General features: G+C 41.0%; 20 protein-coding genes and 1 riboswitch. Of the genes, 8 read left to right on the top strand and 12 right to left on the bottom strand.

Going from position 1 to position 22285, the window contains the following annotated elements; genetic code table 11:
* Window positions 1–77: 77 nt before the first annotated feature.
* Window positions 78–181, bottom strand: a riboswitch (SAM riboswitch).
* A 196-nt stretch (window positions 182–377) separates the two neighbouring features.
* The gene (locus KHB02_RS17675; RefSeq protein ID WP_213146648.1) at window positions 378–1493 is read right to left on the bottom strand and encodes an NAD(P)/FAD-dependent oxidoreductase; all 1116 of its coding nucleotides are present in this window, start codon (window positions 1491–1493) and stop codon (window positions 378–380) included.
* Window positions 1494–1574: 81 nt separating this feature from the next.
* Window positions 1575–2171, bottom strand: a complete 597-nt coding sequence (locus KHB02_RS17670) for a vWA domain-containing protein (RefSeq protein ID WP_213146647.1) — start codon at window positions 2169–2171, stop codon at window positions 1575–1577.
* Window positions 2172–2266: 95 nt separating this feature from the next.
* Between KHB02_RS17670 and KHB02_RS17665 the strand changes: the two genes are divergently transcribed.
* On the top strand, window positions 2267–2746 hold the full coding sequence (locus tag KHB02_RS17665) for a hypothetical protein (protein ID WP_213146646.1): 480 nt from the start codon (window positions 2267–2269) through the stop codon (window positions 2744–2746).
* Window positions 2747–2797: 51 nt separating this feature from the next.
* Here KHB02_RS17665 and KHB02_RS17660 read toward each other — a convergent pair whose 3' ends face one another.
* On the bottom strand, window positions 2798–3559 hold the full coding sequence (locus KHB02_RS17660; RefSeq protein WP_213146645.1) for a TerC family protein: 762 nt from the start codon (window positions 3557–3559) through the stop codon (window positions 2798–2800).
* Between the two features lie 175 nt (window positions 3560–3734).
* On the opposite strand from KHB02_RS17660, the gene KHB02_RS17655 reads away from it, so the two are divergent.
* From KHB02_RS17655 to KHB02_RS17645, 3 genes are read left to right on the top strand one after another with little or no spacing between them, the layout of a single operon-like run.
* On the top strand, window positions 3735–5267 hold the full coding sequence (locus tag KHB02_RS17655) for a spore germination protein (RefSeq protein ID WP_241113930.1): 1533 nt from the start codon (window positions 3735–3737) through the stop codon (window positions 5265–5267).
* A gap of 60 nt (window positions 5268–5327) precedes the next feature.
* The gene (locus tag KHB02_RS17650) at window positions 5328–6416 is read left to right on the top strand and encodes a Ger(x)C family spore germination protein (RefSeq protein WP_213146643.1); all 1089 of its coding nucleotides are present in this window, start codon (window positions 5328–5330) and stop codon (window positions 6414–6416) included.
* 19 nt (window positions 6417–6435) lie between these two features.
* The gene (locus tag KHB02_RS17645) at window positions 6436–7548 is read left to right on the top strand and encodes a GerAB/ArcD/ProY family transporter (protein WP_241113929.1); all 1113 of its coding nucleotides are present in this window, start codon (window positions 6436–6438) and stop codon (window positions 7546–7548) included.
* 31 nt (window positions 7549–7579) lie between these two features.
* On the opposite strand, the gene mgsA is transcribed toward KHB02_RS17645, so the two are convergent.
* Window positions 7580–7990, bottom strand: a complete 411-nt coding sequence (gene mgsA, locus KHB02_RS17640; RefSeq protein ID WP_213146641.1) for a methylglyoxal synthase — start codon at window positions 7988–7990, stop codon at window positions 7580–7582.
* 182 nt (window positions 7991–8172) lie between these two features.
* Here mgsA and KHB02_RS17635 point away from each other — a divergent pair, with 182 nt between their 5' ends.
* Entirely contained in the window at window positions 8173–8784 is a 612-nt protein-coding gene (locus KHB02_RS17635) for a hypothetical protein (RefSeq protein ID WP_213146640.1), read from the top strand.
* A 48-nt stretch (window positions 8785–8832) separates the two neighbouring features.
* Here KHB02_RS17635 and KHB02_RS17630 read toward each other — a convergent pair whose 3' ends face one another.
* The gene (locus tag KHB02_RS17630; RefSeq protein WP_213146772.1) at window positions 8833–9156 is read right to left on the bottom strand and encodes a BC1872 family protein; all 324 of its coding nucleotides are present in this window, start codon (window positions 9154–9156) and stop codon (window positions 8833–8835) included.
* A gap of 248 nt (window positions 9157–9404) precedes the next feature.
* Here KHB02_RS17630 and KHB02_RS17625 point away from each other — a divergent pair, with 248 nt between their 5' ends.
* Window positions 9405–11045: a M4 family metallopeptidase gene (locus KHB02_RS17625; RefSeq protein WP_213146639.1), complete on the top strand. Its 1641-nt coding sequence runs from the start codon at window positions 9405–9407 to the stop codon at window positions 11043–11045.
* 227 nt (window positions 11046–11272) lie between these two features.
* Here KHB02_RS17625 and KHB02_RS17620 read toward each other — a convergent pair whose 3' ends face one another.
* Window positions 11273–12736, bottom strand: a complete 1464-nt coding sequence (locus KHB02_RS17620; protein WP_213146638.1) for a protein adenylyltransferase SelO — start codon at window positions 12734–12736, stop codon at window positions 11273–11275.
* 251 nt (window positions 12737–12987) lie between these two features.
* Here KHB02_RS17620 and KHB02_RS17615 point away from each other — a divergent pair, with 251 nt between their 5' ends.
* Window positions 12988–14436, top strand: coding sequence for a L,D-transpeptidase family protein (locus KHB02_RS17615; RefSeq protein WP_213146637.1), 1449 nt, complete (start codon window positions 12988–12990; stop codon window positions 14434–14436).
* Window positions 14437–14493: 57 nt separating this feature from the next.
* Here the strand turns inward: KHB02_RS17615 and KHB02_RS17610 are convergent, their stop codons facing one another.
* The 6 genes from KHB02_RS17610 to KHB02_RS17585 all read right to left on the bottom strand — a co-directional run bounded on the left by KHB02_RS17610 (window position 14494) and on the right by KHB02_RS17585 (window position 21804).
* Window positions 14494–16851 carry a polyprenyl synthetase family protein gene (locus KHB02_RS17610; protein ID WP_213146636.1) on the bottom strand — a complete coding sequence of 786 codons (2358 nt, stop codon included), beginning with the start codon at window positions 16849–16851 and terminating at the stop codon, window positions 14494–14496.
* A 231-nt stretch (window positions 16852–17082) separates the two neighbouring features.
* Window positions 17083–18492, bottom strand: a complete 1410-nt coding sequence (locus KHB02_RS17605) for a GntP family permease (protein WP_213146635.1) — start codon at window positions 18490–18492, stop codon at window positions 17083–17085.
* A gap of 83 nt (window positions 18493–18575) precedes the next feature.
* Window positions 18576–19589 carry a 4-hydroxy-2-oxovalerate aldolase gene (dmpG, locus tag KHB02_RS17600; RefSeq protein ID WP_213146634.1) on the bottom strand — a complete coding sequence of 338 codons (1014 nt, stop codon included), beginning with the start codon at window positions 19587–19589 and terminating at the stop codon, window positions 18576–18578.
* 19 nt (window positions 19590–19608) lie between these two features.
* Entirely contained in the window at window positions 19609–20493 is an 885-nt protein-coding gene (locus KHB02_RS17595; protein WP_213146633.1) for an acetaldehyde dehydrogenase (acetylating), read from the bottom strand.
* Window positions 20494–20584: 91 nt separating this feature from the next.
* A complete protein-coding gene (locus KHB02_RS17590; protein WP_213146632.1) occupies window positions 20585–21361 on the bottom strand; it encodes an IclR family transcriptional regulator in 777 nt (258 codons plus the stop codon).
* Window positions 21362–21540: 179 nt separating this feature from the next.
* Window positions 21541–21804, bottom strand: a complete 264-nt coding sequence (locus KHB02_RS17585) for an iron-sulfur cluster biosynthesis family protein (protein ID WP_213146631.1) — start codon at window positions 21802–21804, stop codon at window positions 21541–21543.
* Between the two features lie 165 nt (window positions 21805–21969).
* Here KHB02_RS17585 and KHB02_RS17580 point away from each other — a divergent pair, with 165 nt between their 5' ends.
* Window positions 21970–22191 carry a hypothetical protein gene (locus KHB02_RS17580; RefSeq protein ID WP_213146630.1) on the top strand — a complete coding sequence of 74 codons (222 nt, stop codon included), beginning with the start codon at window positions 21970–21972 and terminating at the stop codon, window positions 22189–22191.
* Window positions 22192–22285 lie beyond the last annotated feature (94 nt).

The raw sequence follows: 22285 nt of genomic DNA, 5'->3' as shown, positions 1-22285 counted from the left end.
CGATATCTAAACTAGACTTTATACCCAAATAAAAAGCCCCTTTCATCTGAAAGGAGCATCGAAATAAACATCTCGGTGGCTTATCTTTCAGAATGAAATCATTCTGCAGGAATTGGCACCTTCCCAATCGGGGGTTGCCGGACGTCATTGGGCCATGTCCCTCGGTCTCTCTGGATAAGAAAATTAAATTAACAAATAATTAAGTTATATTAAGATACTACAAATCTATTCTTATTTTGTCAATCGTCTAAATTATAATGCAATTTATTCGACAGCGTTTTCAATATTGCTATATCAACTTTATTATTAATTTTAAAATTTTTTTATTAGATTAGAAAAGAGCTTTTCGCATGAAAAGCTCTTTGTATCATTTAACATTAGGTTAAAGCACCAGCAACACTATAGTTAATTAAATCAATCTCAGTCTGTTCATCAAGTGCTAATTTAGCTAGTTCAGCTCCTAGATAAGGTCCGCTAGTTAACCCGGATGAACCTAGGCCATTTGCCACTAAGATTCCTTCAAAATTAGGCAATTCCCCTATTACGGGAAGAAAACCTGGTGTAAAAGGTCTAAAACCTACCCTAGTTTCCAAAATTGTTCCACTGGCAAGACCTGGTGCAATCGCTAAAGCTTTATTTAAGATTTCTTGGATTCCTCCAGCTGTTACCCGATTATCAAATCCTGCATCATTTTCGTGGGTAGCTCCTATTACTACCCGACCATCTGCAAATGATAGTATATATTGATCAGATGGCGGTATAATAACCGGCCATAAGTTAGTATTCATGTCTGACATTTGTAAGTGGATTATTTGCGCCTTTTGGGGCCTTACTAAAAATTCAACCCCTAGAGGCAGCAATATATCCTTCGCCCATGCTCCTGCCGTGACGATTACGTGGTCAGCCAAAAATGCTTTTTCACTCACTTTTACCCCTTGGACTTTATTATTGTGACTGATTAATGAGGCATTCCCTTTAACGATTTGGGCACCATACTTTACTGCAGAGTTTATCAGGGCATTACGTAAAGCCCGGCCATTTACACGTGCCCCGCCACTAACATAAACCCCGCCAAATTCATTAGACAACGGCGGAAAAAGTCGATTCGTTTCAGTTGGAGATAAAATTGTTATTTCGCCGATTTCGGGAGCATCCTCCCAACGGGTCCGTGCCCGTTCTGCCATCTTTTCCAACTTTGCTGGATCAGTATGAATACTTAATGCCCCAACTCGTTTGTAGCCTGTTTCCCTCTCCCCATCGGCTTCAAGCTGTGCTATTAATTCTGGGTAATATCGCGCCCCGCCTTTAACCAACTGATACCAAGCTTTATTACGTCGTTGGGACAACCATGGGCAAACAATCCCTGCAGCTGCGTCAGTGGCTTGCCCTAGGTCTTGCCGATCAACGATGATGACCTCTGCACCCCATTTGGCAAGGTGATAAGCCGTAGATGCCCCCAATATACCTGCTCCTATTACAATTACCTTTTGCATGATTCACCTCAAAACAAAAACTCAGTCCTATAGACTGAGCTAAGTAGATACTGAATATTTTACACCAATCGTACCATCGTTTTAAAGTTTCCTTGTGTGCTGCCTTCTCTCCATTACTTGCTCACACACCATATTATACATAACCTCAACACCTTTTTCAGATGCTTCGAAGTTAAAGGCATTTTCAACGTCTATTCCTAAGCTCTCCGCTTCCTTCGCAGCATCTATGTTTGCTCCTAAAAAGATAAACTCCCAATTGTATTTCTCCTGCTGATGCCTTATTAGCTCTTTCACTTTTTCATAGGTGAATTCAGAGCTTGCATTCTCCATTCCGTCAGTCGTGATAACAAATATCACCTTGCCAGGCCGCTTATTCTCATCTGTTTTGGATAATCGATACCCTACATCTAGAATTGTTTTCCCCACTGCATCCAACATTGCCGTCATACCTCTTACATAATACTCCTGATCAGTGAGGTTAGCCTGTCTTGCATCAACCCCATCCCATAGGATTTCGTATTGATCGTCAAATAAAACAGTTGTAACCAGTATCTCCCCTTCCAACTTCCTCTGTTTCTCAATAAATCCGTTAAACCCGCCAATCGTATCACTTTCAAGTCCAGCCATTGACCCGCTTCGGTCAAGCAAGAAAATAATTTCAGTCATATTCGTGTTCATCTCTATCATCCTTTCAATATTGTTTATAAAATAATAATAGGGTATTAAATCTAGGAAATGGTCGCCTCTCAAGCGACATTTTTGGGGGTAGAATTATGCTGGATAAACACTTGCTAGTAGAATTGCAGGTATATATTGAAAGAAACCTAAACATCCTTACTTACTCAATGATGGAGTCTAATGAAATACATAGTATCGAGATAGAAGATTTTATCAAAAACAAACGCCAGCCGACCTTCAACCAAACTCTATTCAAATTGATAGATAAAAAAGGAGCTGGCGACACAGAAACCTACAAAAAAGCCGGATTGGATCGCAGGCATTTTTCTAAGATCCGCTCGAATCCAGAATACCGCCCACGAAAAAATACAGTTGTGGCCTTGGCGCTTGCCCTTGAATTAAACAAAAAAGAAACCGACAAACTGTTAAGTTCGGCCGGTTATTCATTGTCCGACAGTGAAACCTTTGACTTGGTCATCCAATTCTGTCTGGAGAAAAAAATATATGATGTCCACGATGTCAATCAGGCGCTGGACTATTTTAGACTGAAGCCATTAATAGGGGTCCTAGAGTAATTCACTGAAACAAAAAAACACCCAGTCCAAAAGACTGGGTTTACCTAATATTTAATGCGATACTTTTTCTCCTCTTCTAGAACGAATCCCATGAATGATAAAGGTAACTAGGAACGCCAAGACAAGGACAACGATAAAGATCTCATTTGCAATATGAATATCGATAAGTGTCAATCCCATTTTTACAGCAATAAAGGTAATCAGCACATAAGCCGTTGTTTCAAGCTCCGGCACTCGGTTCATTAAGCCGATGAAAAACGTGGCAACGCCCCGCATCATAAGAATTCCAATCATTCCGCCCAGCAGAATGACCCAGACCTCATCGGAAACCGCCAGCGCGGTAAGGATACTATCCACTGAAAAAGCCAAATCCATGAGCTCAACGCTGATAACAGTCGCCCAGAAGACTCCAAATGTTTTCGTTAACCAGCCTTTTGGCTCCCGTGCTTTTTCCTCTTCTCCATCCTCACTGCTCTTAAATCTGTCAATAAAGAACTTAACAGCAAGCCAAAGTAAATACAACGCACCAATTAATTTAATAAACCAAAGCTTGATCAAAAACGTTCCCAGTCCGATGAAAATAAAGCGAAATACGTACGCTCCCCAAAGACCGTATACCAATGCTTTCTTTTGCTGCTTTTTCGGTAAAGGTTTTACGAACGCCGACAACACCAGCGCATTATCCGCCGATAAGATACATTCCAGTACAGCCAATGAGAGAATTAATCCCCAAGCCTTAGGCGAAGTTAATACCTCTGCCCACATATGCCAGTCAAGCATCGAGACATAAGTGGCTAAAATATTATCTACCATTCAACATTACTCCTTTGTTGTTCTCTATCTAATATTACTACTTGTCAAGATTTTTATAAAATTATTTTGCTGCAATATCGTTGAGTTAGCTATTTTATGTCGTGTCCCTCTATTAGTACATAATTCCATTTTTGCTGTTAAATACTAACTTAACATGGTCATTAGAAGTCTGGTGGTGGACAAATGTTTTTTAAAAAGAGGCCTAAACAAAAAAACGGTTACACATTATGAAACGCAAGAAAAAACCATCAGTGAAGTATTGGATAAAGCCAATCAATCCAGTGATTTTTCGACGATATCTTCTCCATCGAAAGATGACTTCATAATAGTAAGTTACTATAGCACGTTAATTGATTACAATTTACTTCATCGCTCACTGCTTCAAAAGATTAAGGAAAATTCTACCGTCATCACCACACTATCTGATTTAAAAAGGATTATTCCATTAGAAAACTTTCTGATCACCCGAGATGCAAAAGAAATTGAAAAAGGGCTCTTTAAAGGAGCCGCCTTGGTCTATTTACGTAATGACAACCGGGAATATGCCCTCATTAGTCTAGAAAACTCCCGGCTTGGCATGCGGGAAACAAATGAAGGCGAAAATGAGTTTAGCGTGATTGGCCCGAAAGTTGGATTCATTGAAGATTTAACTACAAACCTTCATTTATTGCGAAGCCATTTAGTGACATCCGACCTTATCTTCGAAGAATTTGAAGTAGGGACAAGGTCGAAAACAAAAGTGGTTGTCGCCCATTTGGCGGGAGTGACAAATCCGCAATACGTTCAAACTGTAAAACAGCGGATACAAAACCTGGATATAGAAGTCATTTATGATAACACACAATTGGAACAGTTAATTTCTGATCACTCCTCAACCATATTTCCGTTGTATCTCACTACGGAAAGAGTAGATAGGACCGTTGGTACCTTGATTTCCGGAAGTATTGCCATTTTAAGTGATAAATCCTGCTATGCCATCACAGGACCAACGACGTTAATGAATTTTTTTGCAACGCCTGAGGATTACTACTTACCTTGGGTAGTGGCGACATTTTTTAGATTAATCCGGATTATTGGCATCTTATTTTCCATTTTTGTTACGCCATTTTATGTAGCCATTTTAACTTTTCATTTTGAGGTAGTCCCAAAGGACTTATTAGGACCGATTATCTTTTCAAGAGCCAATGTGCCTTTCCCTCCTGTGGTCGAGGTGTTATTCCTGGAGATCGTCATTGAATTACTTAGAGAGGCAGGGGCGAGACTGCCGACGAAAATCGGACAGACGCTCGGAATTGTTGGAGGAATCGTGATTGGCCAGGCAACTGTTGAGGCGGCATTAACCAGTAATATTTTATTGATTCTTGTTGCATTGGCAGCCTTGTCCTCCTTTACCACCCCGATTTATAAAATGTCCAATGCGGTCAGGCTATTGCGGTATCCTTTTATCCTGCTGGCGGCGATCTGGGGTGGTTTAGGGATTTATGTAGGGATTGTTTTTTTAATTGGGCATTTACTGCGCCTTAAATCTTTCGGCGTTCCTTATATGCTGCCACTTTTCCCCTATAGGGAAGGTGGGTTTTCCACTTCTTTTACAAGGCTTAACTTTATCCACCAAAAAAAGCTTTCGCCCTATTTAAGGCCGCTTAGCCGAACTAGTTTCAATCCCGCGGATAATAAAGATACTGAAGATGGGCTTAATTCCGAATAAAAGTTAAAACAGCCTATGTGGGGTTTTACATGATAAATCAAAGGGAAGGATACGATTCAAATGAAAAAGTGGAAAACATTGTTCTTAGTCATCCTTTGTTTCGTCCTTCTTATCGGTTGTGCAAGAATGAACATCATCGACCAACTAAGCATTGTTCATGTGTATGGATTTGATGTCTCTAAAGATGGGCAAATGGTCGGGACAGTATTGTATCCTAACTATACAAAAAGCAGGGGCAACCCAAATATTCAATATTTAACTGAACATGCGCCCCCCAACTCGGTGATCTATGAAAAAATGGACAAGTACACCAGTACGCCTATAAAGCTGTCCAAAATCAGGGTAATAGTCTTTAGTAAAAAATTTGCCAAGACAAGTGTGAGTGGTATCGTAAAACGCTTCATCACTACCCCGGAGCTTGGTACAAATATTCAAATTGTGGTTTCCGAAAAATCAGCACAAGAAACATTGAAGGCTATAAAAGAGGAAGGAGACCTTACCTTAGCAGACAGATTAAAACAAAATATGCTGACACAAAATCTTCCGGATATGAACCTTCATGTTTTTTTAAACCATTTCTTTGGTGACGGAATGGATGCCTATGTACCGATTGTTTCCTTAAACAGAAATAACGGTATTGACGTTGGCGGAGTCGGAATCTTTAAGGGTGACAAGTTTAAGTTGCAGTTAAACGAAGAGCAGAGCTTTTTCTTTTCCATCTTAGAAACGGTAAAAACTCAAGGGTGGCATCGATTTAAAGTGGAGGACAATGGCCAACAGGGAATTATTATTGTCCGTGGGTTCAGGAGCAAGAAAAATTGGGATTTAATAAAGAACCAAAGCAAGCCCAAGTTGAACCTTACCATGAACCTTGAGTGGACAGTTTTTAAATATCCAGACTGGTTGGACCTTTCAAATGAAAGGGACCTCAAACGGCTAAAGACTATGATTGAAGAGGAAGTCAAAAAAAAAGTGAAACAATTATTAACTACCTTAAAAGAAAATAAAGTCGACCCGCTAGGAATAGGAAACATCGTTCGTGCACGAGACAAGAATTGGGATGAAACTGCCTTTTACAAAAAATATCCCAACCTGCCTATCCATGTGAAGGTGAATTTGGAAATCATCCATACCGGCCTTGAAAAATAATAAGTGAGGAGGAATGAAAATGCAGACTAGGGCTAAAGAAAATAAAATGGTATCACCTTATTTCCTGTTCTTCCTGATTCATTCCTCCCAGACAGGAATCACTGTATTAAAATACCAATCAAAAATTATTAAGGGTGCCGGACAGGATGCATGGATCTCCGTCCTTTTGATTGGACTAAGCATGCACCTGGTTTTCCTCATGATGATCTATATCCTCAAACACGCAAGCGAAAAGGACATTATTTCATTCCATACGGATACGTTTGGAAAATTTATGGGTGGAATGCTAAATATGATGATGGTTTGTTACTTTTTATTGGCAGGATTACTAGTGATGCATTCTTATATAGATATTTTGCAAATTTGGGTGTTTGAAGGGATTAATGCTTGGGAATTTTCTCTTCTCCTTTGTATCATCACTTATTATTTAATTGCCGGAGGGTTTCGGGTCATATCGGGAATTGCTTTTTGGGGAGTCATTATTCCAAGCGGCTTGCTGCTTTCAGCATTTTACTTACTTAGTTACAGCGAATATTCATACCTTATGCCATTCTTTAATCATGGAATAAAGGATTACATCCTCTCAGCAAAGGAATCCGGGCCTTTATTTTTTGGATTCGAGACCATGCTTGTTTATTTTCCGTTTATTAAAAATAGCGAAAAATCCAGGAAATGGGGCCATTTCGCATTATTATACACAACGATTCTTTACCTTGTGATCACAATCACAACCTTTTCATTCTTCACCCAAGGAAAACTAAAACTATTAACCTGGCCCACCCTTACCATGATAAAAATTATCTCTTTTCCTTTTTTAGAACGATTTGAGTTTATTTTTCTTTTCACCTGGCTGCTAGTCATTATTCCTCCCATTTGCCTTTATTTATGGGCTTCCATTCGGGCGATTAAATTAACCTTTATAAATATTAAACCCACATGGGCCCTATTCTTTTTTCTTCTCTGTTATTTTTTGTATGATAGCATTTTAGTTGATATGTACTTCACACAAGTATTGACTAAGCTTTTCAGTTATAGCGGTTTTATATTTCTATTTGGCTATATCCCGCTTTTATTTATCATCGCTTTCATCAAGACCAAGATAAAAAACAGAAGCATCAGACATAACCGGTGATTATGAATGATGCTTTCCCTGTTGCAGTGCTTTATTCACCTTGCTGCTCATGCACAAGATTCCGCCACTCCAAGTCACCGCGCTCCAAGCCACGGATCAGTATTTCCGCAGTTCCCATATTGGTGGCCAACGGAATGGAATACACATCACAAAGGCGGATAAGCGCTGAAATATCCGGCTCATGCGGCTGTGCAGTTAATGGATCACGGAAAAAGAAAACAATATCCATTTGGTTTTTAGCAATTAAAGAACCAATCTCCTGATCTCCACCCAGCGGCCCCGATTTAAAACGTGTAATTTTTAAATCTGTTTTATCCATAATTCTGCTGCCTGTCGTACCTGTGGAATATAATTCATGCTTGCAAAAAATCGGCTCATATGCGACTGCAAAATTCACTATGTCATTTTTCTTTTGGTCATGTGCTATAAAAGCAATTTTCAAAACATACACCCCGTTCTTATTTCAATTCACTCTATTTAATATCTTAAACCTTTTCCTACCTTAAAGTCGATAATTCATGTGATTCCCCGCTTGTTTTTTTTGAATATTAAGATGTTTTTAAGAAAAATTTAAGATTGGTCCTTTAGAATGGAGGAAATAATAATTTTAAGAGGGAGGGCCAAATGAAAAAGAATTTTAAGATTTATATTCCTATTATCATTACAGTTTTAATTTGCCTCATCCTAATCGGATTATTTCTATATTACCAAATTACAAATCCTCATGATGGTCCGGAAAATTTAGCAGGTAAGGCCCGGGAACGCGAGGATGAAGGCGGAATTTTTAAACTCATGGGGAACGGTGCGATTTTGGCCGGAGCGTTGAGTTTTTCATGGTTTCTTTTGAAAAAGAAACTGAAATCTCCGTTTCCAATTGTTAAGGTCGGTGCACGAAAAGCTCACAGCCTTCATACATATACCGGCTGGGCGGCCTTGGCCCTTGTTGTCATCCATGGCGGATACTATTTAATTAAGGAATTCACCAAAACAGACAATTTAACGGGCGCTTCTGCCTTTTTGTTGCTGCTTTGTTTGGCTATATACGGATATGTACTGGACCGGAAGAAGAAAAAGCCGATTCGCTCGGCTCACTTTGTTCTTAGTATTCTGTGGATTGCCGCCGTTCTTGTTCATGGCGGTGGATTTGCGGTTGGGACTGGGGTAACAATGGCCGTATTATATATTGGTGTGACATGGCTTGAAAGGAAAAACTTAAAGCCGGCAGGTGCGAAGTAATTAAAAATGGATCGTCTATCGAAGACGGTCCATTTTTTTTGAGTTAATTTAGCAAAGCTTTGACCATTGTCTGCTGCTGACAGCTTCTGTGCTTCTTTCGATGATGGAGTAGGCTGCATTGGTGATTGCCTGGGCCAATGTTTCCCCAGTTCCCGTTACATCATTGAAGCAAACCTCTGATGGCCCTTTGTTTGTATAGGTAAATCCTAAATTCTCTAATCTGTCAACAATGATCATCGCATGATCCAGGTTGTGCTCCGGTTGAAAGTCTGCATCATGGATGAACATTCCCTTTTCATAATCGTACCAACGATCCCACCTATTTAACTTCCAACCTAGAATTCTCCGTGCAATTGAATCTACCTTGTTCATCATTTTTCCCCTTTCATCCACATTGTTATATAACAACTTTATTATTTATAAAGAATTATATAACAGTATTTTAAAAATTGCCACTGTCTTTTTTTAAAAATTTTCTGTACTTTTTTGATTTTTTTCCCAACATCAAAATGAAAACCTTTTCTTTTCCAGTACTTTTTTTGATAGTAAAATGAATTCACGACCTTTCGAGGTAATATGATAGTTTTAAAAATTAATAGGTTTTCCAAGGAGGAGTTTTAGTGAAGAAAAAGATTTTAGCTTTCGGATTGTCAATAGGTCTTGCCGCCAGTGCCATTGCCCCAGCATCATCATTTGCCGCACCAAAAAATGTCCTGTCCAACTACAAATACAATGAGCTAGTTGGATCCCCAGAGTTTATTTCAGGCAAGCTTACAAACCCATCAGGTAAAAGTGCAGAAGCCATTGTTCTTGAATATGTAAGCGCTAACAAAGACAAATTTAAACTTGGTTCCAAATCCGCACTGGAATCGTTCAAAATCACCTCCAGCAATAAAGACAAGCTTGGCGGAACGGCGCTGAGACTCCAACAAGTGTACAACGGTGTTCCTGTTTGGGGCGCTGCACAGGCAGCATTTGTCGCGGAGGACGGAACTCTGAATGTGTTCTCCGGAACAGTCACCCCGGACCTTGAAACGAAAAAGGGTCTGAAAAAGGAGAAAAAGGTCAATGCCAATCAAGCAATAAAAATTGCGGAAGCCGATCTTGGGATTTCTCCTGATTACGAGAAAAAGCCATCTGCCGACCTGGTTGTTTTCACACACGGTGATGATGCTGACTATGCATATCTAGTAAACTTAAATTTCCTCGAACCAAAGCCAGGAAACTATAATTATTTTATTGATGCATCCACTGGGGAAATTTTAAATAAATACAATGATCTTCATGAAGCAAAAACCGGCCCAGGCGTAACAGGTACAAATACAACGGGCAGCGGAGTTGGTGTTTTAGGAGATACGAAGGCCTTAAACATGCTTTTATCCAGTTCAACTTATTATCTGCAGGATAATACAAGAGGAAACGGTGTTATCACATACGATGCATCCAACCGTTCCCGTACGCCGGGGTCACTTTGGACAAGTGTTGACAACCTCCTAAATAGCTCGTATGAGAGCCCTGCAGTTGATGCACACTATTATGCAGGTAAAACCTATGATTATTATAAAAATGTCTTTGGCCGGAATTCCTATGATAATAACGGCGGAGCCTTAAAGTCTACGGTCCACTATGGCCGAAACTACAATAACGCCTTCTGGAATGGCACCCAAATGGTGTATGGGGACGGAGACGGAACTACCTTTATCCCGTTATCAGGTGGTATTGATGTTGTTGCCCACGAGCTGACCCATGCGGTTACAGACACTAGTTCCGATTTGGTCTACCAAAATGAGTCCGGAGCATTAAATGAAGCCATTTCTGATATTTTTGGTACACTTGTTGAATTTTATAATGGGAAAAATCCGGATTATGAGATTGGCGAGGACGTTTATACTCCAGCAAAGGCAAACGATGCCCTTCGTTCGATGAGTGATCCGACGAAATACGGCGATCCGGATCATTATTCAAAACGTTATACTGGAACAAGTGACAACGGCGGCGTTCATACGAACAGCGGCATTATCAATAAAGCTGCCTACCTGCTGGCTGCCGGCGGAACTCATTATGGTGTCACGGTTCAAGGAATCGGCAATGATAAACTGGGGGCAATCTATTATCGAGCAAATACCGTCTACTTAACAGCCTCCTCTACCTTCAGCCAGGCCCGCGCTGCTCTGGTACAAGCTGCTGCGGACCTTTATGGGGCTGGCTCCGCGGAGGTTACCGCAGTCAATAAATCGTTTGATGCGGTTGGCGTATATTAAATTTTTTATAAAATAAAAAGAAGCTCCAGCATGGGTTGGAGCTTCTTTTTCAATTTAAATTTCACTGCGCTCATTACATAAAAATAGGAACTCACAACATGATTTTGATTCTTCACTACAAAATTCAGGAGTCTTACGACATAATTTTGCTCCCTAACTACAAAATTCAGGAGTCTCACGACAAACTTTGGAATAAAACGGAAACCAACGAAGTTTTCCTTTCCTAATCATGTACCGCAATAGGTTCTGTATGGTCTGTTCGCAGCTGCAGGAATTGTACAGTATTCTTCCTGTTCTGGTGTATAGGCATAAGGGTTCGACAGAGCACTTAGCAGCTTCATCATGACGCTGAAGTCGCTTTGACTGACTGCTGCATCAAGCGCTTCCTCCACTCGGTGGTTGCGCGGGATGACTGCGGGATTGGAATTCCGCATTAACTGTTGGGATTCCGCTGTTGCTTCCTGCTGCCTGCCGAGTCTTTCCTGCCAACGCTTCTGCCATTCTGAAAATCCCGGTGCTTTAAACAGCTCCGCTCCCTCCAACTGACCCAATGTTAAAGCTCGGAAGGTGTTGGTGTAGTCAGCACGATGTTTTTGCATTAGACTAAGCAGGTCTTCCGCAAGGGATTCATCTTCTGCCTCTTCATTAATAAGACCCAGCTTTGCCCGCATTCCGGCAAGCCAATTTTGGCGGTATAACCCGTCATATTCTGAAATAGCCTCTTGGGCCAATTTAACTGCTTCCTCCTCATTTTCATGAAGCAGCGGCAATAAGCTTTCCGCAAATCGGGCCAGATTCCAACCGCCAATAAACGGCTGATTGCCATAGGCATAACGTCCCTCCCTGTCGATAGAACTGAATACGGTTGCCGGATCGTAGGTGTCCATAAAGGCACAGGGGCCATAATCGATGGTCTCTCCGCTAATTGTCATATTGTCCGTATTCATGACCCCGTGAATAAAACCGACGAGCTGCCATTTGGCAATTAGTGAGGCCTGACGTTTTATAACTTCCTTAAGAAATGAGAGGTACTTGTTATTATCAGTATCAGCTGTGACTTCTGGATAATGGCGTTTTATTGTATAGTCAGCCAGAATCCTTAATTCATCCACATTGCCTTTCCCGGCAGCATATTGAAAGGTTCCAACCCTAATATGACTGGACGCAACGCGTGTCAAAATCGCACCAGGAAGCTCGGTTTCACGATAAATGGCGTCCCCTGTAGTCACTACGGCCAGACTGCGGGTAGTCGGAATACCCAGCGCATGCATGGCTTCACTAATGATATATTCTCGAAGCATCGGTCCAAGCGCCGCCCGCCCATCCCCTCCGCGGGAAAATGGTGTTCTGCCTGAGCCCTTCAGTTGAATATCATACCGTTTTCCTTCCGGAGTGATTTGCTCCCCCAAAAGCACTGCCCGTCCGTCCCCCAGCATTGTAAAATAGCCAAATTGATGCCCGGCATAGGCTTGCGCAAGCGGCGCAGCACCTTCGGGTATTTTGTTCCCAGCAAACACAGCAACAGCTTCTTCACCCTGAAGAGCCTTTGGATTCAACCCCAAAGCAGATGCCAAATGACCATTAAGAATAACCAAATTCGGTGAAGCAACTGGCGCAGGATTCGTATCAGTAAAAAAAGCCTGCGGAAGTCGGGCATAACTATTATCAAAATTCCAGCCTGAATTACTCATATTTTCTTTTATCCCTTCTTTGAAGCATGGGGACGGTTCTTTTGCTTCTGAAGCAAAAGAACCGTCCCCATGCTCTAATTTATATTCAGTTTATCCTAAGTGAGGTTAAATTAGCACTTATTTTATACTATGAAAATCTAGTAAATTATTAATGATAAATTAAGAATATTGTTGTAGACTTAGAATGAGTTATGGGATTATAGTCGGTGGACTTGATACCGAGGTTATTAGGCATTTATGGGGGAAGATTTATGAATAACGCAGAAATGAATCTGGTTGGAGAAATACCTACCAGACGAGGCAAATCAGTCAAAGGCAATCGAAATTGGAAGTTTGTTGCAGCAAGCAGCGCCTCTATTATCGTACTCTTAATTGCGGGAATTAGTTATTACCAGGCAACCCGATTCAATTCACAGACTACGATTAATGACATAAATGTCGGTGGGATGACGGCTGATCAGGCATTGAAAAAATTACAAACCACTGTCTTACAAAATAGGGTCTTTGTCGGACAGCAGCAAATTTTAGATGAAAACGATACAAAGATGGGTTTTGCGGATCAGGATTTGCCTGAGGTTAAGAAAATACTAAAAAGCCAGTGGACATTTTTTCCATCGACAAAGGCAAAAGGTTATCATCTGATACCTGAAAAGGCAGACCAATTCCGAACTGAAACAATGAAAAAGCTTGTGGAAGAAAAGCTCTTATCAATGAATAAAAGTTTAAAAGCACCCCAAGATGCAGCGGCGAAGCTTACGCAGGGCAGCATTATTATCACCAAAAGCAAGGATGGAGAACAATATGACGTCTCAAGCCTATTGAAGGAATACGACAAGCAGCATTATAAGAGTGACATTCATCTTAGTCCTTTATACATACAGTCAATCAAAGAAAATAGCGCAATTGTAAAAAATGAACAGAAAAAGCTGCAAGAGCTTCTTGGGCTGACTGTTGAGTATAAGGTTCAGGATCAAGTCTTTTCTTTAAAAGCTAGTGAAGTAATTACAAATGCCTCTGTGACTAAGGATATGAAAATAACAATTGACCCGAATGACATTAAAAACAAAGTTTCGGAAATAAATGATACAAAATCTACATTAAATAAAGACTTCTCCTTTAAGACCCACTCAGGTTCGGTCATATCTGTAAAAGGAAAAGGCTACGGCTGGGCATTAGATGTTGACAAAGAAACAGCTCAAATTCAAGCTGCTTTTGAAAAAGGAGAGAATTCCATTTCTGCATCCAATGTTATTGGACACGGATGGAAGGGTGAAGGCTACGGTTACGATACAACCGCGAACAACGGAATTGGCGGCACGTATGCTGAAGTATCCCTTGCCGAACAGCGAATTTGGATTTACAAAGAAGGTAAATTGGTCATCACAACAAATGTCGTTACCGGGAAACACAGCACCGGTCATGATACATCAACAGGAGTTTGGTATGTTCTCTATAAACGATCACCTTCCATTCTAACAGGCAGGGAACTCGGTGGAAAACCAAGTTATCAAGTACAGGTAAATTATTGGGCTCCTTTTACGAACGATGGACAAGGGTTCCACGATGCCAGCTGGCGGAAAAACTGGGCAAGCAATGCCTATCTTAACGATGGCTCGCACGGCTGCGTCAACACACAACCAGACGATATGAAAATCGTCTACGAAAATCTCAGCACATACGAACCGGTCGTTATATACTGAAACATGGGGACGGTTCTTTTGCTTCAAAAAATGAAGCAAAAGAACCGTCCCCTCTTTTTAATGGTCCCTATTAACAATATAGTTCAGCAAATGCTTCAAAAAAGTCGTGTTGCGCGGCACTTCCTCTAGTGTGTCCATCGCCAGACAATAATGGTCCCACATCGCTTTTTTCGCACCTTCTGCGCCCAGGATGGATACAAACGTTGAGCTGTTGTTAGCAGCATCCTTGCCTGCGGGTTTCCCTAATACGTTCTGATCCCCTTCCAAATCTAGAAGATCATCCTTAATCTGAAAGGCAATGCCGGCATGCCTGGCGAATTTTTTCAAGGCGGACAGTTCTGACGTGTGAGCTTGTGCAAGAATCGCCGGCATGATTAGAGCCGCTTCGAAAGCGATTCCGGTTTTATAAAAACACATTACATTCAGTTGGTCCAGTGTTAATGGCTTGCCTTTAGATTCCAGATCCATCGCCTGCCCCTTACACATATCCTCTGTTACCTGGGCTGAATATTGAATCAAGCGAAGTACTGTTTCTGCATTGAACCGGGTAAGCGAAGTCTGTTCCTCGATCGCCTTTTGGGTTAAAAAAAGCGCAGTTAGTTCAGCAATGGCGATGTTATAGGTCTTATGCAGAGTTGGCCTCCCCCTGCGGATTCCAGCATTGTCCTGAGATGGAAGGTCATCAAAAATAAGTGATGCCGTATGCATGTATTCTAATGACCGTAAAAGCGGGGTAATGGAGGAACCATCCAATCCATATCCATCAACACCCATAACCCACGTCATAATGGGACGGAGCCGCTTCCCGTCACCCTCAAGACTGTAATTGGCGGCATCGATAATGGGGTCATTCCTTAATGGTACATCTTCAATTTTCAAGGTCTTGTTAATTTGGTCGCGAACCGTTTCGATTGTATCTAAAAAGTCGTCCTGCTCCATACGATCATTTTTTAAATTTGTAATAATATGGTCGCGCAGCAGCTTATCAAAGAAATCCACATCGTCTGCTTTTTGGACCATTTTTTGTATCACACGATTGAATTGCGGCATTCCTGAGGTAAAAAGCCCCATTATTTCATTGTATTTTTGCGTTCCCATCCGCACTTTAAATCGCTTCAATCCGTTTATGGCGCGGTCCAGTATGACCTCGCATGTCTTTGGATCGGAGTCAAAGACATTGTGAATCAAATTAGCAATAACCGCCCAGTACAACTCAAATGGGTTGATAAGGTCATCGCGCTGGTTGTGGTATTTCATATAGTAGGTATACGGCGTGACGGCACCGTCCTTTATGTCATCGAACATATCGGCAAAATCATCGGCCAGTTGATTATAAATGCCGTAATAGAAGGTTCGGCTGTCAAACCCCTCATCCTCAGGAGCACTGATGACAGAACGGGCAATCAATCGGGACGAAGACGATTTTAAAATAATCGGTATGTACAGTTCTTCATTGGTGTAATTGGGGTTGGATAAACTTTTAACGCGGTCCACTTCTTGAGAATTAAAAAAGATATAGGCCTGCTCGAAAAATTGCTTTTTCGTTTCCGTATGCTGATGGGACTTAATATAGTCAAAGGCATCGCGGAGTTCGGTATGAATATAACGAATGAGACTGGCATTAGGTCCTGTCCAGTTGCCTAAATCAGGAACAGATCCTGTAACAAGGGTGGTCCGGATTAAACTGGAGTATTCCTCTTTTTCTTTATCGGACAAAACACGGGCATCAAGTAGATCGTCAATAAAGGGATAGGTCAGACCGTAGGCATAGCCCAGTTTGATGGCTTCATCAAGCCTCCGGCTTCGTTCTTCTTGGGCTGTTTCATCAGCCATCTCTTCATTTACATGCAGGATGACCCCCGCAATGATTTTAATCAATTTTCGTTTGGCATGCTCGGGATCCATTCTCTCCGGAATGTTGTCGGATACGATTTTCAGTTTGTTCATCAGCCAAATAAAGGCGGATTCAATCCCTTCCTTCTGCGCCCAGCGGTACAATCCGGCCATGCTGAAAAAATCAGTTTTGTCATCGCGGCTTGTCAGGTTATTTTTTAAATTGGACACAACACTCCGTATCCTGGCCTGTGTCTCCGGTGACTCCAGAGATTTGCCGAGGTCCCGCATGTAAAGATAGGAAATGCTTCGGTCCAGATAATGGTCCAGTTTACTGGTATAGTCGAGCCATTGTATGTATTGGTGGTATCCCCGAACATCCGGCCTTTGCCTTCTTCGAAATAGGAAGGTTAATAGAGGATGACGAATATGGTTGTGTTTCCACTCTTGGAAATCCCTTGTCAAAGCAGTGACATAGCTTTTTTCTGTGACCAGTTTGTATAGCCTCCGAAAATATTCAGCAGCCTTTTCCTCACCCAGCTGATAACACTCATCGGCATTTATTAATAGCTTTTCAATCATTTGAAGCACAACCTCTGCTTAAGGTTTTTTATTTTTGTAATACTCATTAAATTGAGATTACCACAATCCCCTTCATTTTTTCTTAAAAACTAGCAAATTATATTTAAATATAGTACGGGAAAAATAACTTTATAACCGGAAAGCTTAATAAGTGCAAAAAAGCAAGTAGACTTGTCCACATAGACATCGTCTACTTGCCTGTTTTTTCGCAACTAGTTCTTTATAAATTTTTTAAACAATTCCAGTTAACATATAAACACCAATTACAAAGAATGCAGCGATTGTTTTGATAATGGTAATGGCAAATATATCGCGATAGGATTGCTTATGTGTCAGACCAGTGATCGCGAGTAATGTAATAACAGCTCCGTTATGTGGAAGTGTATCCATCCCTCCCGATGCCATGGAAATAACACGGTGCATAACTTCTAGCGGAATATCAAATTGATTAGCCAGTTCAATATAGGTTTTACTCATAATACCTAATGAAATGGCAATACCTGCCGATGCGGAGCCTGAAATAGCAGACAGAACGTTTGTCGTTACCGCTCCGTTTAATAAAGGATTTTCAAACGCTTTGGAAATGCCGTCTCTAGCAATCGCAAATCCAGGCAAATTTGAAATAACAGCACCAAAACCATATTCAGTAGCCGAGTTCATGATTGCCAGCAGTGCTCCGCCAATCCCGACATTCATGCCAACCTTGAAATTCGTCAGAACAGGTTTTCGATTATACAAAATAGTGGCAAAAATCCCTGCAAGAAGAGCAATTTCAACTGACCAAATACCAACGACTTGTGCCGTTTCAATGTTTGGGAAAGTCGTTAAACCGATTTTCGAAAAATCAAAACCATTTGGATACCATTTTGGAATCACTGTGGTTAACACCTTATTTAGCACACCAACTAGGACAACCGGAACAAAGGCAAATATTTTGCGGCCGACGCTTTCTTTTACATCTAAGTCGATTTTAATTTCCTCTTCGGTAATCGTTCCAAAGCTATCATAGCCTTCACCGGCTTTTTCCGCTTTTTTCCGGCGAGAATCTAAATACAGCATACCGACTGTAAAGATGAAAATGGCCCCGATAATTCCAAGTGTCGGTGCGGCATAAAGGTTTGTTTTAAAGAATGTTGTCGGAATGACGTTTTGCACCTGTGGGGAACCTGGCAGCGCATCCATTGTAAAAGTAAAAGACCCAAGGGCAATCGTTCCCGGAATTAACCGTTTCGGAATATTGGATTGTCTGAACAAATTGGCTGCAAACGGATATACAGCAAATGCCACAACGACTAAGCTTACGCCGCTGTAGGTAAGAATTGCGCACAATAAAACAATGACTAACATGGCACGCTTGCGTCCCACTAATTGAATCAAGGTGGTGGCGATGGAACGTGCTAAACCGGACATTTCTACTACTTTACCAAAAATAGCTCCCAGCAAGAAAATAGGAAAATATAATTTTATATATTCCACCATTTTTCCCATAAAGACATTCGAATAAAACGGGAGCACATAGTCTGGATTTGTTAATAATACCGCAAATAATGCACATACCGGAGCAAAAATGATGACTGAAAATCCGCGATAGGCGATAAACATTAACAGACCCAGCGCTAAGAGAATAATAACTAGTTCCATAAAATTTCTCCTCTACCCCTAGATGATTTAACCCTTTGCTGAAAAAATGTTAATTGTGCGTATTCTAAGATGTCCAAAAAGGATTAGTTTTTGTTTTTAGCAATTTCCGCTGCTACATCCACGATCATATCCTCTTGACCGCCGACAACTTTACGTTTACCTAACTCTATTAAAATGTCACGTGAATCGATGCCAAATTTAGTTGCAGCACGTTTCGCATGAAGGGCAAAGCTTGAATAAACCCCTGCATATCCTAGTGTCAGGCTGTCTCTTGTAATTTCCTGAGGTACTTGCAGAATCGGTGCGACGATATCTTCAGCTAAATCCATCATTTTATATAAATCGACGCCTGTCTTAATTCCCATCCGTTCACAAACGGCAACTAATACTTCTGTCTGCGTATTACCGGCACCAGCTCCTAAGCAGCGAACACTGCCGTCAATACGGGTCGCACCTTCTTCAATAGCCACAAGTGTATTGGCCATGGCAAGAGAGAGATTGTTATGACCATGGAAGCCGATATTAATGCCTACTGATTGTTTAAGGGCACGAATCCGTTCACGTACTTGTTCCGGAAGAAGATAACCTGCTGAGTCAACCACATAAACCGTATCAGCACCGTAGTTTTCCATTAATTTAGCCTGTTCAACAAGTTTGTCTACTGGTGCCATGTGGTTCATCATTAAGAATCCAACTGTTTCCATGCCAAGTTCTTTTGCATAAGCAATATGCTGCGGCGCCACATCTGCTTCGGTTACGTGTGTAGCGATACGAGCCATTTTTGCCCCTAAATTGGCAGCTTTCTTCAGTTCATGCAGTGTACCGATACCCGGTAATAATAAAACAGCAATTTTTGAATTATCTGCTACAGAAACAGCTGCTTCAATTAATTCCATTTCATTTGTTTTTGACAGGCCATATTGTAAAGAAGACCCTGCAAGTCCGTCGCCGTGTGATACTTCAATAAATGGTACATTGGCATCATTCAATGCTTTTGCAACTTTCAATACTTGCTCGACTGTATATTGATGGGCAACCGCATGGCTGCCGTCCCGTAATGCTACTTCGGTAATGAGAATATCTCTGTTGTTTTCCATTGTTTTTTCGGCCCCTTTCTTAAACGGTTTGTTTCTTTAATAAGTTTTTTGCAAATTCTTCAGCAATTTTAACGCCTGCTGCAGTCATGATATCTAGGTTTCCAGAGTATTTTGGCAGATAATCCCCTGCTCCTTCTACCTCTAAGAAAATGGTTACCTTATTTCCATCAAAAATCGGTTCGGTACGTAGACGATACCCCGGAACATAGGATTGAACGACCTTAGTCATTTCTGCAATTGATTGTCTGATGGCTTCCTCGTTCATCTTTCCTTCTTCGACAAGCGTATAAACGGTGTCACGCATAAGAATCGGCGGTTCCGCAGGATTCAGGATAATGATGGCCTTTCCTTTTTTCGCGCCCCCAACTACTTCAATCGCACGGGATGTCGTTTCAGTAAACTCATCGATATTTGCGCGAGTCCCTGGTCCGGCACTGCGGCTTGAAATGGTTGCGACAATTTCTGCATATTTTACCGGGCAAACACGATTGACCGCATGCACCATCGGGATGGTCGCTTGACCTCCGCAAGTAATCAAATTGATATTATCTTTCTCTAAATGCTCTTGAATGTTCACGGCAGCACACACATATGGTCCAACCGCAGCAGGAGTCATATCAATTACTTTTTTACCTGCCTCATTTAACACTTTTGCATTGTAGAGATGGGCTTTGGCAGAGGTCGCATCAAAAATGATGTCAGCCAATTCTGGTGTTTTCAAAAAACCATCAATACCGTCACTTATAGCTGTATATCCTAATTCCTTGGCACGGCGCAGTCCATCCGAATTTGGGTCAATCCCAATCACAGTGGTTAATTCCAAAATTTCAGAGCGGCCAAGCTTAATCATTAAATCTGTCCCAATATTTCCTGAGCCAAGAATGGCAACTTTTACTTTTTCCACTTCATTTCTCCTCCTAAAATTAGTTCACGGGGACGGTTCTCGTGTCCCATTTTATTCAATTCCTATTCCAAAATAGCTGCCAGATCAGCGCTTATCGTTGCATTACACCTTTGTAACCCAATGCCTTTGAAATCTCTGATGCAGCTTTCTGGATTCCGGCGATGACCTTTGGAAGACGTTCTTCATCAAGCCTGATTTTAGGGGCGGCACAGCTTATTGAAGCGATTACATTCCCCTGATGGTTAAAGATCGGAGCAGCGATACATTTCAGCCCTAACTCAATCTCTTCATCGTCAACCGCATAGCCGCACTCACGGACGGATTGTAAATGATTTTTAATTGCCTGTTTATCCGTCATCGTGAACTCCGTAAACGGCTGCAAATTTTGGATTGACAGCAGCCGGTCTACCTCTTGGTCACTTAAGTAGGCCAGAATTGCTTTGCCGACACCTGTGCAATGTACCGGGGCTCTTTTTCCAATATGCGAGTACATCGTCAGGGTTCTCGGTCCATCTTCCTTTTCGATATAAATAATTTCGTTGCGGTTCAATAAAACTAAGTGAACGGTTTCATTTAGTTCATTGACTAAATCCTTGATAATTGGCCGAGCAATGCTTCTTATGTCCAAATGTTTGCCTACAAAATTACCTAGTTCAAAAAGCTTTATACCTAAACGGTATTTGAGGTCATCCGGGTTTTGCTGAAGATATCCTCTGTGTTCCAAAGTCTTGATAATCCCATGGACAGTACTTTTTGATAGATTTACCTTCTCGCTAATTTCCTTGACGCTTAACTCTGAATTTGTAGTTAAAAAAATTTCAAGGACATCCGCTGCTCTTTCAATCGATTGAATTAAACGTTCAGACATTACTAATCCTCCATAGCGTTCGATATTGTCGAACAGCATTCGACAATATCAACATGTAAATTTATAATATCTCGCATTTTTTATTGTGTCAATATTTTTAGAATTCATAAATTTTAATGAAAATCGTTGGTTTATGAAAAAAAAGAGCCTTATCCTTGCGGAATAGGCTCTTTGAAAAATTAGATGATCTCAAATTGTTTAAAACCAGTGGTGTCTGGGATAAAATCCAATTTTTTGCCCCTGAAATAATGGCACTCGGCTTTATCAATGATAAACTGCAGTTCATCCAATGTTATTATTTCGTCATTTGCCTGAAAGGCATCTTCGAAGGTCAGTTTTGCTTTCATAAAACAACTTTTCCGCATTTGCAAGCGGATCAATTGGTTTGAATCTTGCAATCGCTTTTGCAATTCGTTTTTTGCTGCTTCAGTTAAAATAAACATATAATCATCTCGTTTTTTTATTTTTTACTCAATCTATAACTCTATTTAAAGTTAAGTGAAAATTAATTTCAAGTTTTTATGTAAGCGTTTTTGGTCTAAAACCGCCTTTCATTAAATATTTTTGTAGAGAGACAACCCATTAAAAATGAAAGGTGTGGCCCGCCCATGTTTGCAGTTCATTTTCTTGAAAACAAAAATGTTTTATTAACTCAACTGCTAAAACGTATTCCAGTCGTTGGAGAGGATGTAACCATTAAAGGCCGCAAAGCCAAAATTTCAAACGTCGAGCATATTGACGAAAAAACGATACATGTGAAAGTGGTTTTAGAAGAAATCAAAAAAGGCAAAGTGGCGGTAGTCGATAATTCTAAGAAGAAAAAAAGGTAGAAGCTTTTTCAGCTTTTTCATAAGACCTCTTCCGGTCCGCTTGATTGCTCCTTTTGGGCTTATAAACCTTTCATAAGGCCACTTTCGGCCTGGC

The organism is Neobacillus citreus, assembly GCF_018343545.2.
Classification (GTDB): Bacteria; Bacillota; Bacilli; order Bacillales; family Cytobacillaceae; genus Neobacillus; species Neobacillus citreus.
The sequence above is the reverse complement of the archived record's forward strand: the minus strand, read 5'-3'. Positions and strand labels throughout refer to the sequence as shown.